General features: G+C 64.2%; 13 protein-coding genes. 5 read left to right on the forward strand and 8 right to left on the reverse strand.

The annotated features are described in order from the left end of the window. Window positions 1-17: 17 nt before the first annotated feature. Entirely contained in the window at window positions 18-653 is a 636-nt protein-coding gene (locus AB1A62_RS09045; RefSeq protein ID WP_366661175.1) for a methyltransferase domain-containing protein, read from the reverse strand. An 87-nt stretch (window positions 654-740) separates the two neighbouring features. Between AB1A62_RS09045 and AB1A62_RS09050 the strand changes: the two genes are divergently transcribed. Continuing rightward, window positions 741-1,619, forward strand: a complete 879-nt coding sequence (locus AB1A62_RS09050) for a LysR family transcriptional regulator (RefSeq protein WP_366661176.1) — start codon at window positions 741-743, stop codon at window positions 1,617-1,619. A 91-nt stretch (window positions 1,620-1,710) separates the two neighbouring features. Here AB1A62_RS09050 and pheT read toward each other — a convergent pair whose 3' ends face one another. Beyond that, window positions 1,711-4,107 carry a phenylalanine--tRNA ligase subunit beta gene (gene pheT / locus AB1A62_RS09055; RefSeq protein ID WP_366661177.1) on the reverse strand — a complete coding sequence of 799 codons (2,397 nt, stop codon included), beginning with the start codon at window positions 4,105-4,107 and terminating at the stop codon, window positions 1,711-1,713. Between the two features lie 89 nt (window positions 4,108-4,196). Next, entirely contained in the window at window positions 4,197-5,012 is an 816-nt protein-coding gene (locus AB1A62_RS09060) for a PHB depolymerase family esterase (protein ID WP_366661178.1), read from the reverse strand. A gap of 157 nt (window positions 5,013-5,169) precedes the next feature. On the opposite strand from AB1A62_RS09060, the gene AB1A62_RS09065 reads away from it, so the two are divergent. Next, on the forward strand, window positions 5,170-6,294 hold the full coding sequence (locus AB1A62_RS09065; RefSeq protein WP_366661179.1) for a DUF2652 domain-containing protein: 1,125 nt from the start codon (window positions 5,170-5,172) through the stop codon (window positions 6,292-6,294). Window positions 6,295-6,470: 176 nt separating this feature from the next. Here AB1A62_RS09065 and AB1A62_RS09070 read toward each other — a convergent pair whose 3' ends face one another. Both AB1A62_RS09070 and pheS read right to left on the reverse strand, forming a co-directional pair. Next, the gene (locus AB1A62_RS09070; RefSeq protein ID WP_366661180.1) at window positions 6,471-6,767 is read right to left on the reverse strand and encodes a hypothetical protein; all 297 of its coding nucleotides are present in this window, start codon (window positions 6,765-6,767) and stop codon (window positions 6,471-6,473) included. Continuing rightward, complete coding sequence (gene pheS / locus AB1A62_RS09075; protein ID WP_366661181.1) at window positions 6,768-7,841, reverse strand: phenylalanine--tRNA ligase subunit alpha; 1,074 nt, start codon at window positions 7,839-7,841, stop codon at window positions 6,768-6,770. Window positions 7,842-7,972: 131 nt separating this feature from the next. On the opposite strand from pheS, the gene AB1A62_RS09080 reads away from it, so the two are divergent. After that, window positions 7,973-8,173, forward strand: coding sequence for a hypothetical protein (locus AB1A62_RS09080; RefSeq protein WP_366661182.1), 201 nt, complete (start codon window positions 7,973-7,975; stop codon window positions 8,171-8,173). 412 nt (window positions 8,174-8,585) lie between these two features. Here the strand turns inward: AB1A62_RS09080 and AB1A62_RS09085 are convergent, their stop codons facing one another. Further along, window positions 8,586-9,482, reverse strand: coding sequence for a LysR family transcriptional regulator (locus tag AB1A62_RS09085; protein ID WP_366661183.1), 897 nt, complete (start codon window positions 9,480-9,482; stop codon window positions 8,586-8,588). A gap of 97 nt (window positions 9,483-9,579) precedes the next feature. Between AB1A62_RS09085 and AB1A62_RS09090 the strand changes: the two genes are divergently transcribed. Both AB1A62_RS09090 and AB1A62_RS09095 read left to right on the forward strand, forming a co-directional pair. Then, complete coding sequence (locus AB1A62_RS09090) at window positions 9,580-10,032, forward strand: PACE efflux transporter (RefSeq protein WP_366661184.1); 453 nt, start codon at window positions 9,580-9,582, stop codon at window positions 10,030-10,032. A 90-nt stretch (window positions 10,033-10,122) separates the two neighbouring features. After that, window positions 10,123-10,758, forward strand: coding sequence for a DUF1326 domain-containing protein (locus tag AB1A62_RS09095; RefSeq protein WP_366661185.1), 636 nt, complete (start codon window positions 10,123-10,125; stop codon window positions 10,756-10,758). An 11-nt stretch (window positions 10,759-10,769) separates the two neighbouring features. On the opposite strand, the gene AB1A62_RS09100 is transcribed toward AB1A62_RS09095, so the two are convergent. Further along, window positions 10,770-11,585: an alpha/beta hydrolase gene (locus tag AB1A62_RS09100; RefSeq protein ID WP_366661186.1), complete on the reverse strand. Its 816-nt coding sequence runs from the start codon at window positions 11,583-11,585 to the stop codon at window positions 10,770-10,772. 293 nt (window positions 11,586-11,878) lie between these two features. Then, complete coding sequence (locus AB1A62_RS09105) at window positions 11,879-12,424, reverse strand: AraC family ligand binding domain-containing protein (protein WP_366661187.1); 546 nt, start codon at window positions 12,422-12,424, stop codon at window positions 11,879-11,881. Between the last annotated feature and the right edge of the window lie 6 nt (window positions 12,425-12,430).

Below are 12,430 nucleotides of genomic sequence, written 5' to 3' on the forward strand. Positions count from 1 at the left end.
TGGGGCAAAGGCAAAACTCAGCGCCGCCGCGCCACCAGATAGCGCCCCGGCGTGTCCGCCGGGTAGTTGCCGGTTTCGATGATCTCGAACCCGGCCGCCTGCACCGCCGCCTCCAGCTTGCGGATGTCCATGAAGTCCACAAAGCTGGGCGCCTTCCCCGCCAGCCGCATCAGCGGAATGGCCACCGTGAACAGCCAGTATTTCCAGCTGCCCCGCTTCTCGCCCAGGCAGGGCGTCTTGGAGATGAACAGCCCGCCAGGCCGCAGCCGCGCGGAGACGCCATCCAGAACCTGCTCCAGATCAGGCAGCAGATGCAGCAGGTTATGCGCCAGCACCGCGTCAAACGGGCCCTCCGGCGCCTGCCCGGCGCTGCAGCAGTGGAATTCGATGTTGGCCGTGCCCGCATTCCAGGCCCGCTCGCGGCCGACCTCCAGCATCGCCTCCGACAGATCGGTTGCGGTGATCCTGGCCACGCCCGGTGCCAGCTCGATCGCGGTGGAGCCGGTGCCGCAGCCCAGTTCCAGCACATTGTCGTCCGCCTTGAGGTAAGACCGTGTCCGCTCCAGCGTGTAGCGGTAGGCGTCTTCGTCGCGGATCTTTGATTTGGCGTACTTCGGGGCGATCTTGTTCCAAAAGCGGGCGTCGGCGGTCATGGCGGATCTCCTTGGTTGCGCAAACCCTACCTATGCAGGAACCACGGATAAATTGCCGAAATCCGCAAGGCTGATATACGTATTTGCATGAATGCACCCGACTGGAACCACATCCGCGCCTTTCTCGCCACCGCTGAAACCGGCTCGCTGTCGGCCGCCGCGCGGCAGCTTGGCCTGACGCAGCCGACGCTGTCGCGCCAGGTCGCGGCACTGGAGGCGGAACTGGGCGTGCTGCTGTTCGAACGCCTTGGCCGCTCGCTGGCGCTGACCGAAGCAGGGCATGAGCTGCGCGCCCACAGCCGCAGAATGGGCGAGGCCGCAGATGCGCTGGCCCTGGCCGCCAGCGGCCAGGCGCAATCGATCGAGGGCACGGTGCGCATCACCGCCTCGGATGTGATGTCCGCCCATGTGCTGCCGCCCCTGCTGCAGCAGCTGCGCCAGCGGGCGCCCAACCTTACCGTCGACGTGGTGGCCGCCAATGACATCCGCGACCTGATGCGGCGCGAGGCCGATATCGCCATCCGCCACGTCCGCCCGGAGCAGCCCGAACTGATCGCCCGGCTGGTGCAGGAGGCGGCCGGGCATTTTTATGCTGCCAGGACCTACCTGGACCGGCGCGGCCGCCCGTCTTCCCTTGCGGATTTGGGAAACCATGATTTTGTCAGCTTCGGCGACACCGAGCGGATGATCGGCTACCTGGTGCCGATGGGAATCCCCGTCACCGCGGAGAACTTCCGCATCGGTTCCAACAGCGGCCTGGTGTGCTGGGAACTGGTCCGGCAGGGGTTCGGCATCACCCCGATGTCTGATGAGGTCGCGGCCGCCGCGCCGGAGGTGGAGCGTGTGCTGCCCGGCAGCGATGCCATCACCTTCCCGGTCTGGCTCACCACCCACCGCGAACTGCACACCAGCCGCCGCATCCGGCTGGTGTTCGACCTGCTGGCGGAGTTCTTCTCTGCCAGGTGACATGAAAAGGGCAGCGCCCCGCAGGGTGCGCTGCCCAAAAGTTTTCTGAAAACTTTTGCCAAGGCTTTTCAAAAAAGCCTTGGAACCGCCGTTACCCGCGCAGGGTGCCGCCGGTGGCCTTCGCCACCTTGGCGATGATCTTCTCGCTCACCGCCTCGATGTCCTTTTCCTTCAGCGTCTTGTCGCTGGGCTGCAGCCGCACGGTGATCGCCAGCGACTTCTTGCCCTCGCCCAGGGAGCCGCCGATGAATTCGTCAAAGACGCGCACGTCCTCGATCAGCGCCTTGTCGGCACCGGCGGCGGCATTGACCAGGGTCAGCGCCTCGACATCGGCATCGACCACAAAGGCAAAGTCCCGCTCCACCGACTGCAGGTCGCTGATCGCCAGCGCCGGGCGGGTGGCCCCGGATTTGCGCGGCAGCGGCACCTCATCCGGGAAAATGGTGAAGGCAACAGCCGCGCCCTTGATGCCCATCGCTTTCAGCACCTTCGGGTGCAGCTCGCCAAAAACGCCGAGGGTCTTCTTCGGCCCCAGGCAGATGCGGCCATGGCGGCCCGGGTGCCACCAGGCGGCGCCTTCGCGCAGGATTTGCACCTTGGCGGGCGCGCCGATGGCGGCCAGCACCGCCTCAACGTCGGCCTTGGCATCATAAAGGTCCACCGCGCGCGAGGCGCCATGCACGTCTTTCGGCCCGGTGCGGCCCACCAAGAGGCCCGCGATCTGATTGACCTGCTCGCCCGGTTCGCCGCCGGTGAAGGCAGGGCCGGCCTCGAACAGCGCCAGATCCATGTAGCCGCGCGCCTGATTGCGGGCCGCAGCCTGCAGCAGGCCCGCCAGCAGATCGGGGCGCATGTGCGACATCTCGGAAGAGATCGGGTTGGCCAGCATGGTGGCATCGTCACCGCCGCCGAACAGCGCAGCGGAGGCCTTGTCGATGAAGCTGTAGCTGACGACCTCATTATAGCCGAGGCTGGCGCAGGTGCGGCGCGCCATCTGCTGGCGGCGCTGCTGCGGCGTCATCACCGGTTTCGGGATGCCGTCGGTCAGCCGCGGCAGCGGCTTGCCCACCAGCTTGGTCAGCGACGCGATACGGGCGACCTCTTCCACCAGGTCGGCCTCGCCCTGCACATCCGGGCGCCAGCTGGGCACATGCGCCATGCTGCCCTCCAGGCGGAAGCCCAGGCGGGTCAGGGTCTGGCGCTGGTCGCTTTCCGGGATTTCCATCCCCACCAGCGACTGCACCCGGTCGGCGTCCAGCTTGTAGGCACGCGAATGATCGGGCACGTCGCCCGCGATCACCACCTCGGACGGCTCGCCGCCGCACAGGTCCAGGATCATCTGGGTCGCCCGGTGCAGGCCCTCGATGGTGTATTCCGGGTCGACGCCGCGCTCAAAGCGGTAGCGTGCGTCGGAGTTGATCTTGAGCGCCCGGCCCGCCATGGCGATTTGCACGTGATCCCAGAACGCGCTCTCCAGGAACACATCCACGGTTTCCTCGGTGCAGCCGGTCTCTTCGCCGCCCATGATGCCGCCGATGCTCTCGGGGCCATTGGCGTCGGAAATCACCATCTGGCCGGCGCCGAAGGTGTATTCCTTTTCATCCAGCGCCTTCAGCGTCTCGCCGCCCTGGGCACGGTGCACCCGCAGGTCGCCTGCGACCTTGGCCGCGTCGAACACATGCAGCGGGCGGTTCTGATCGAAGGTGAAGAAGTTGGTGATGTCCACCAGCGCCGAAATCGGGCGCAGGCCGATCGCCTTCAGCCGGTCCTGCAGCCACTGCGGGCTGGGGCCGTTCTTCACGCCCTTGATCACCCGGCCCGCAAACAGCGGGCAGCCGTCCAGAGTGTCTTCGTCGATGGTGACTTTGACCGGGCTGGCGAAATCGCCCGGGATCGCCTCAAACGCGCGGGTCTTGAGGGTGCCGAGGCCGCGCGCCGCCAGATCGCGGGCAATGCCGTAGACGCCCAGCGCATCGGGGCGGTTCGGGGTGATCGCAATCTCGATAACCGGATCGACCTTGGCCGGATCGTTCTCCGCCAGCCAGTCCACGAACTTGTCGCCAACCTCGCCCGAGGGCAGCTCGATGATGCCGTCATGCTCTTCCGACAGCTCCAGCTCGCGCTCGGACGCCATCATGCCGAAGCTCTCGATGCCGCGGATCTTGCCGACGCCGATGGTGATGTCGAGGCCGGGGATATACATGCCCGGCTTGCAGACCACCACGGTGATGCCTTCGCGCGCATTCGGCGCGCCGCAGATGATCTGCAGCTCGCCCTCGTCGGTGTCCACTTTGCAGACCCGCAGCTTGTCAGCATCCGGGTGCTTCTCGGCGTGTTTCACATAGCCGAGGGTAAAATCCTTCAGCGCGTCCGCCGGATTGACGACCCCTTCGACCTCAAGGCCCAGATCGGTCAGGGCATCAGTGATCTCTTCCACCGAGGCATCGGTGTCGAGGTGGTCTTTCAGCCAGGAAAGCGTGAATTTCATCGGTCGGGGACCCCTTGGCAGACATGCGTGTTTGACCTGAGGCAATGGCAAAGAATGCGCCAAGGTTCAAGGGTTCAGCACACCGGCGCCTAAGGATAGCTGGGAGTGAGGTTCAAAAGCTCATCCAATTGCCGCCCGATCCAGCCGTGCGGGATGAAATGGCCACCGGGATGGGTGTCCAGCACCACCTGCCCTCCGGCGCAGCCCGCCCAGACCGTGCGCTCCAGTTTCAGGAACTCCACCACCTGCCACTGCCCCAGCGCCCGCGCCGCGCCGCAGCCCAGCCGCGCCCGCCACAGCGCCACCGGATAGGTCCGCTCGCCGCCGGGGCCATAGGGGAAGTCCATCACCGTATCCTTCAGACCGTGCACATGCCGCACCTCGCGCGGCGCTTCCGGGCAGTCCTCGCTCTGCTGAATGGTGCCCGCCACCGCCAGGAGCGCCGCCACATCATTGCCGCTGTGGCAGACATACCGCCAGGCCATAGCCGAGCCATAGGAGTAGCCGGAGACATAAATGCGTTCGGGATCAACAGGGTAACGCTTGGCAACGTCCGCCAGCACCGCGTCGGTAAAACCCACGTCCTCTGTCTCTGCCGACCAGAAATCCCAGGTCTTGCGCCGCCCGTTCGGCGTCACCAGCAGCACGCCGCGGCGCTTGGCCGAGACCCCCACCCGGTTGCTTTTCTGGGCATGGCGCCCGGTGCGGGACCAGCCGTGGAAATGCAAGAGCACCGGCAGCGGCGAGACTCCGTCCCAGCCCTCCGGCTCCATCACGTGGTAGGAGCGGTCCCCCAGTTCGCAGGGTGTTGCGTCCTGGCACCCGCCGGATTTCGGCGGCCCCATAGCTGCAGCGGCTGAAGCCCACAGCAGGACGGCGGAAAGGGAAAGAACAGCTCGGATCATTCGCCCTAGGGTAGCTGCCGCGCGGCAGCTGTCACGTCACAAGTTTGTGGGCGGCGGCCTGCGGCCTTTTCCCGCGCTGAAAACCCGCTCCGCCCCAAGATTTTGAAATTTCCGCAACCTGTCGCATACTGGCCTCCTCACTGCCAGGGAGACACCGATGACGGCTCAGCATTCCGGGGTTCAGAAGACCTTCTTCGTCATTGCCGACCTGTCCGGCTACACCAAATTCATGACCGGCACCCCGCTGGAGCATTCCAAGGGCATCCTGGACACGCTCTTCGGCAGCCTCCTCCCCGCCATCCGCGCCCCGCTCCAGGTCTCCGGCCTGCAGGGCGATGCGGTCTTCGCCTATGCCTATGAAAGCGAGGTGATGACCAAGCAGTTCATCCTCGACTTTGCCGAAAGCCTCTACTGCATCTTCGCCCGCGAGAAGGAGAAGATGATCCTCAATACCGGCTGCACCTGCGACGCCTGCAGCAAGATCGGCGATCTGGAGCTGAAACTGGTGGTGCATTACGGCGAGTGCATCGAGCAGGACACCCAAGGCAGGCATGAACTGGCCGGCCCCGATGTGATCACCGCTTTCAGGCTGCTCAAGAACTCGGTCACCGAACGCACCGGCCTCACCGCCTATACGCTGATCTCCTGCGATGCGCTCCGGGCGATGGACCTGGTCGATTTCTTCGATGAAAGCGAGTTCCACAGCGAGGACATCGAACATATCGGCCCGGTCGAATACGTGGTCCGCGACATGCGCGTTGCCTGGCAGCGCCGCCGCTCCAGCGAGCGCAGCTTTGTCGGCGCCACGGATGACCTGCTGCTGGACGAATGGATCATCCCGCTGCCCGTTTCACCCGAGATCGCCTTCACCATCTGCACCCGGCCGGACCTGCGGACGGAATGGCTCAGCGCCGACAAGATGGACCTGTTGAACACCAACAAGGGCAAGATTGAGCCGGGCACGCTCTATCACTGCTACCACGGCGACGCGCTGTTCCCCTACGAGGTGGTGGACTGGAACCCAGGCGAATATGTCACCGGCCGCTACAATCTGGCGATGGGCCTGCAGATGTATGAAACCATCGAGATGGAGGAAGTCGGCGGCGGCACCCTGGTCAAGCTGCGCTATGCCAAGACGCGCTCGCCAAAGCTATTGGGCAAGCTGATGGCCGGCATGGTCAACCGGAAGATCCGCGGCTTCATCATCCCGGACAAGGAAAACCGGATCTCCAAGATCAAGGCACTGGGGGAACGGCTGGGCGGCGCAGCAGCAGCAGCGTGAAAATCACGAAAGCGCCACAGGGCGCGCTGTCGCCTGCCCGTGCGGGCGGTCAGGCAATGGCGCGGCGGCCTTTCGGCCTTGTCTCCGCGCTAATGACTGAACTTTCAGGGCAGCCCTACCCCGTGGCGGCTGGACGGGTTCTGCCAGGCCTGCTCGCCGGGCAGAAGAGAAAATGTCTAGCGTTTGAAGCCTTTGAGCAGACTTTGTGTCTTGCGCAGTTGTGCTGTGGCGGCACGCATCTCGCGCGCCTTTTTCCTTCTCAAACGCCGGTCCAAGTCAAAGAACAGACTGGCCGGGGCACCCCCCAAGAATACAACGGGCAAAGAAATCTCTGCGGGCGCGAAAGAGATCAATACAACAGCCACCACAAAAAACAACAGCCCCGCCAGATTGATTTTCCAGCGGGGCGTGGTTTCAGAAACCGCATTACACCAGCTCACATAGCGCGACAGGTATAAGCTGATAACGTACACCTACCGGCTCAAACCGCCATGCAGCGCCGGCATGTCGAGGCTCTGGAAACCGTAGTGGCGCAGCCAGCGCAGGTCGCTGTCGAAGAAGGCGCGCAGGTCGGGGATGCCGTATTTCAGCATCGCCAAACGGTCGATGCCGATGCCAAAGGCAAAGCCCTGATAAATATCGGGGTCAATGCCGCCCGCGGCGATCACCTTGGGGTGCACCATGCCGGAGCCGAGGATCTCCATCCAGTCGTCGCCCTCGCCGATCTTCAGCGCACCTCCCTCCCAGGAGCAGCGGATGTCCACTTCGGCCGACGGCTCGGTGAAGGGGAAGTGCGACGCGCGGAAGCGCAGCTCGACGTCGTCCACCTCGAAGAAGGATTTGACGAATTCCTCCAGCACCCACTTGAGGTTCGCCATCGAGATGTCCTTGTCCAGCGCCAGGCCTTCGACCTGGTGGAACATCGGCGTGTGGGTCTGGTCATAGTCTGCACGGTAGACGCCGCCCGGGCAGATGATGCGCAGCGGCGCGCCCATCTTCTCCATCGACCGGATCTGGACGGGCGAGGTATGGGTGCGCAGCACATGCGGCGGGCGGTTGTCGCCCTCGGCCCGGTGCATATAGAACGTGTCCATTTCGGCGCGTGCCGGATGGTGGCCGGGGATGTTCAGCGCATCGAAGTTGTACCAGTCGGTGTCGATCCGCGGACCTTCGGCAACGGAAAATCCCAGTTCGGCAAAGATCGCGGTGATCTCTTCGCTGACCTGGCTGATCGGATGCAGGCTGCCCTGGCGCTGCTGGCGCGACGGCAGGGTCACGTCCAGCCACTCGGTGCGCAGGCGCTCATCCAGAGCGGCATCTTCCAGACCCGCCTTCTTGGCCACGAGGGCCGAGTTGATCTCATCCTTCAGCGCGTTCAGCGCGGGGCCGGCCACCTGGCGCTCTTCCGGGGTCATCTTGCCCAGCTCGCGCATCTTCAGCGCCACTTCGCCCTTCTTGCCAACGGCGGCAAGGCGGATCGCCTCCAGCGCCGCCTCGTCGGCGGCCTCTGCAATCTGACCCAGGTATTTGGCTTTAAGATCGTCCATCACGGCCCCTCGAATTCTGCTTGTGCCCTGCTACCACAAGGGCGCGCGAAAGCAAGAGGGCGGGGACGGATGGCGGGCGGGTGTGTTGCCGGCCCTTGCCAACACTCACTCCAGCGCGCGTTATCTTCTGCGTGCTAACTCTCAAGCGGATGCCCATCCTCGTCACGACGACCACCGTGGAACCTCCACCAATCGATTCTTCTGATAACCTCTTCAAAGCTCCCACAGGGCTCGACCAGCTCAAAAAGCTGCTCCAGATCGCTCGAACCATATCGTTTTACGGCAAGCAAAACTGTTTATTTGAACTCAACAAGTCCGACGGTTTCTACTGAAGCCAGCTTGGGTCCGTGATAAAAAAGAGATTCAAACATCTTGGAGAAGATCGTAGGGAGCATCAAAATCTCCAAAAGCATGCAAACCTTTTCGCTAAAACGAAAATATCCGCTCTCACCACAGTACCAATAGATCTTTCCGTCTGCGGCAAACACTTGACCTCGGGAGTATTTTCCGATGACCGGGATCCGAGTCCAAGTTGTAAACCCAGTCGGTCCTTCCACTATATTGAAGCCCGTTAATTTGTTTGCGTCTGTCTCCTCAATGAGAAAGACCGGAAAAAAAAGCTGTTTGTGCAAATTCATGTACAGTTGGACACTCCTGGAAGTTCCGCGGCAGCGACAGCGGCGCATTTTCACGTTTCAATCATTCGTTGAACTGGAAGTCTCACGCAAACTGTTCGCCCCCCCCTCAACACCGCCACGCCTCCTGCGGCAGCCTCAACAGGTGCTGCTGCAGCCATTGCCCGGCCTGCCCCAGCACCCGCTGCGACGTCCAGACCACGTCCACGCCCGCCAGCGCGTCGCTCTGCTGGAAGCCAAAGCGCAGCCGCACCAGGGCGCCGCTGTCCAGATGCGGCTGCACCGCGGGCAGCGGCAGTTCGGCCCAGCCCAACCCCTGCTGCAGCAGCTCGATAATCATACCCGGGCTTTCCGCACACCAGACAGAGGCGCTGTAGACCTCACCGATCAGCCAGCGGGCCTCTTGCGAGCGGCTTTGCAGCACCAGCTGCCGGTGCGCCCGCAGATCGCGGTGCGCGAGCGGGCCAAGGGCGGCCAGCGGGTGATCCCGCCCGCAAACCGGCACTGCCACCGTGTGGCCGACACCGCGGAACTGGAACCCCTCCGGGTAGCTCTCCTGCTCCGTCATCAGCCCCAGGTCGGCGCGGCCCTCCTTCAGCAGCGCCGCGGTGTCATTGGGGCCGGCCGACAGGATCTCCAGCGCCACATGCGGATAGGCTTCGGCAAAGCCGCGCAGCGCCTCCAGCAGCGGTGCCATGTTCAGCCCCTGCTCCACCGCCAGGCACAGGCTGTCTTCCACCCCTTCTGCCATCGACGCCGCCTTGGCGGCAAACTCCCGCTGGCCCAGCAGGATCCCGCGCGCATGCGGCAGCATCTCCTGCCCCGCCTTTGTCAGCACCGGCGAGCGCCCGCTGCGGTCAAACAGCTGCAGCCCGCAGTCGATCTCCAGATTGGCAATCGCGGTTGAGACTGCCGACTGCGCCTTGCCCATCCGCCGCGCCGCGGCAGAGAAGGAGCCCAGTTCAGCGGCCAGCACAAAGGCCTGCAGGGTTTCCGGAGACATCATGGCCAACCTATCATATTTTCAGATACATACTGACTGGAAGCATCATGAAATAGGGGTAGAACAAAGGCAACGCCCGGACTGCAAAAGGAGGCACGGAATGGCAGGCAAAGTTGCAATGCGTACAGCAAAAGACCGGCTGCGCTATACCATCAGCTTCGAAATCCTGCTGATGGCGGCACTGGTGCCGGTTGGCGCGGCCTTCTTTGACAAGCCGCTCAGCGATATCGGCCTCTTGGGCGCCTTCCTGTCCGTGAAGGCAATGCTGCTGAACCTTCTCTACAACTGGCTCTTCGACCAAGCCGACGCCAGGGCGGGACGGGTTTCCAGCGACCGCTCGCCGCTGGGCCGGGTGCTGCACGCCATCGGGTTCGAGGCGACGCTGCTGATCACCTCGCTGCCGGTCTACATCTGGTGGCTGAACCTCGGCCTCTGGCAGGCGCTGGCGACCGACCTGACGGTGACCTCCTTCGTGGTGGTCTACACCTACGGCTTCACCCTCGCCTACGACCGCCTGTTCCCGCTTGCCCCAGCGGAGGCTGGCCGCTCCTGACCCGCCGCCCGGCGAGGGCGCCGGTTTTATGCTATACTTGCGGTGCGCGGCACAGCGCATCCCAGTCAGCAGAACAACCGGAGGACAGCCATGGCACATGTGGATTGGTATATCGAAGGCCCCAGCTTCGGGAACTGCAACTGCAACTACGGCTGCCCCTGCCAGTTCGAGGACCTGCCCACCCACGGGTTTTGCACCGGGTTCGAGGTGCTCCACATCGACAAGGGCCATTTCGGCGACACCGATCTGACGGGCGCCCGCGCAGCCCTGCTCTATGCCTGGCCCGGCCCGGTCTTCGAGGGCAAGGGCGCGCTGCAGGCAATCATCGACGACCGGGCCAGCGACGCCCAGCGGGCGGCGCTGGAAACCGTGCTCATGGGCGGCGAAACGGACGAGGAAGCCACCCACTGGTGGGTCTACCGTGCCATGTGCGACACCGTGCATGAAACGCTGATCAAGCGGATCGACTACGAAGTTGACATCGAAAACCGCACCGCCAGGCTGGACATCGAAGGGCTGGTCACGTCCACCGGCCGCCCGATCCGGCCCCCGCACGGCGACGGCGAGCACCGGGTGCAGATCGGCATCCCCGGCGGTATCGAGTTCACCCTGGCCGAGATCGGCAGCGCCTCCACCAAATCCAATGCTGCGATCAAGCTGGATCTGGATGACAGCTATGGCCAGTGGGCCATCATCCGCCACGGCCCCCATGGGGTGGCCGCCTGAGGCAGCAGCCGCTAATTGAGCTTGGCAATGAAGGCATCCAGGATCGCATTGAACTGGTCCGGGTGCTCCCAGAACATGAAATGGCCGCCCAGCAACTCCACTTCTGTGTTGGACAGGTGCCGCTTTAGATAGGGCAGCGCCTTGTCCGCAGAACTGTCCGCGACAACGAACAGCCCCGGCAGCGCCTGATCCACCACCTTGGCCTCTGGCAGAAAGTCCGAAAACCATGCCGCCGCGCAATAGGCCGCCGCCGCCCAGCAGGGGGTTGAGGTGGACTGGGACACGATCCAATCCAGTTCCGCTTCCGTCAGGCCCCGCTGCACCATGATCTCCCGGGCGTACCAGGTGACAATGTCGCGGTGGCCTTTCGGTGTCATCAGCGCCTGGTAAAACGCCATCGCCCCGGGCATGTCGAATTCTGTCCAATCCTCGTCACGGCCGGTCAGCGGCGCGGGCGGCATGTCGATGGTGACAATCCCCCTCAGCGGCGCCGTGCCCCTGTTGCGGACAACGCCCCACACCGTGAGCGAGGCCGCAGACCAGCCGACCAGAACCGGATTTTGCAGCCCCAGATGGTCAATCAGCCTGCACAGGTCCGCGCTTTGCGTGGTGTAGTCGTTGCCGGTCAGCACGAGCGTCGAACGCCCCTGGCTGCGCGGATCAAAGCTCACCACCCGGTGGCGCTTGGAGAAATGCGCAAACTGGTGCCGGAACACTTCGGTGGTGAAGGTCCAGCCCGGCACAAAAACAATCGGCGGGCCGTCCCCGTGGTCTTCGTAATACAGCTCCACTCCCGGCTCGGTTTCAAAAAAAGACCCTTTACCCATGGCACCCTCCATCAGCCGGAGTGTACCAATTTAAGGAACCGCAGGCGAATACAGCCGGACCGCGTTCAAACCACCCGCCGCATCATCTCCTGCAAGGACTGACGGCTGGCATAGCCCAGCCTCTGGGCCACCTGCTCCATCCGCTCGCCGCGCGCCTCGGCCCGCAGCGCGATCTGGCAGCGCAGCCGGCCGCGCCAGTCGCCGAAGCTCAGCCCCGTCTGCTGCTGGGCGGCGGGGGCCTATTGCGCGGCGGCATGGTTTTCGGACTTTCTGCCAGAGGCCAAGGTGGTGGATCAGGCGCTGCCGGGGCTGTCCATCAGCGCATCGCAGACCCGCCGCAGCCGCGCATCCGCCGGATACGGCAGCGCCAGCGGCGATTTCTCCGCCGTGCCCAGCTCGATCAGGATCAGACGGCTCAGATGATGCGCCCGGGGCGGCAACGGCCAGGGGTTGTTCATCCCGCACAGCGCCGCAATCAGCCCCGCCAGCAGCGGAGAGACCGTCACCGCCCGGCACTCCGCCATCATCTCCGCCCCGGTCTCTGCCGGGTCGATATAGAGGGACTGCAGCTGCACCTCCCCCGCCATGCGGATCTCATGCAGCATCCCCGCCGGAACGATCAGTCCCGACCCGGCCGGCACCGCCCAGCTGGTGCCGCCGGCCTCTGCCATCATCAGCCCGGCCACCGCATAGACCAGCTGATGCCGCGGATGGGTGTGCCAGGCGGAGACATAGCCGTCCGGGTAGCTGCGGGCATAAGACGCCACCCCGTGCGGCAGCTCCTGCACCGCATCGGCAGAGGTCTGGCTCCGCGGGATGATTTCCGGAATTTGGCCCATTTGCGC

Origin of the sequence: Leisingera sp. JC11, from assembly GCF_040704725.1 — a bacterium.
In the GTDB taxonomy this organism is placed as follows: domain Bacteria; phylum Pseudomonadota; class Alphaproteobacteria; order Rhodobacterales; family Rhodobacteraceae; genus Leisingera.

Bases quoted from the DNA above. Each gene is read 5' to 3' on its own strand.
- AB1A62_RS09045 (WP_366661175.1), bottom strand. From the start codon at position 653: ATGACCGCCGACGCCCGCTTTTGGAACAAGATCGCCCCGAAGTACGCC.
- AB1A62_RS09050 (WP_366661176.1), top strand. From the start codon at position 741: ATGAATGCACCCGACTGGAACCACATCCGCGCCTTTCTCGCCACCGCT.
- pheT (WP_366661177.1), bottom strand. From the start codon at position 4,107: ATGAAATTCACGCTTTCCTGGCTGAAAGACCACCTCGACACCGATGCC.
- AB1A62_RS09060 (WP_366661178.1), bottom strand. From the start codon at position 5,012: ATGATCCGAGCTGTTCTTTCCCTTTCCGCCGTCCTGCTGTGGGCTTCA.
- AB1A62_RS09065 (WP_366661179.1), top strand. From the start codon at position 5,170: ATGACGGCTCAGCATTCCGGGGTTCAGAAGACCTTCTTCGTCATTGCC.
- pheS (WP_366661181.1), bottom strand. From the start codon at position 7,841: ATGGACGATCTTAAAGCCAAATACCTGGGTCAGATTGCAGAGGCCGCC.
- AB1A62_RS09085 (WP_366661183.1), bottom strand. From the start codon at position 9,482: ATGATGTCTCCGGAAACCCTGCAGGCCTTTGTGCTGGCCGCTGAACTG.
- AB1A62_RS09090 (WP_366661184.1), top strand. From the start codon at position 9,580: ATGGCAGGCAAAGTTGCAATGCGTACAGCAAAAGACCGGCTGCGCTAT.
- AB1A62_RS09095 (WP_366661185.1), top strand. From the start codon at position 10,123: ATGGCACATGTGGATTGGTATATCGAAGGCCCCAGCTTCGGGAACTGC.
- AB1A62_RS09100 (WP_366661186.1), bottom strand. From the start codon at position 11,585: ATGGGTAAAGGGTCTTTTTTTGAAACCGAGCCGGGAGTGGAGCTGTAT.
- AB1A62_RS09105 (WP_366661187.1), bottom strand. From the start codon at position 12,424: ATGGGCCAAATTCCGGAAATCATCCCGCGGAGCCAGACCTCTGCCGAT.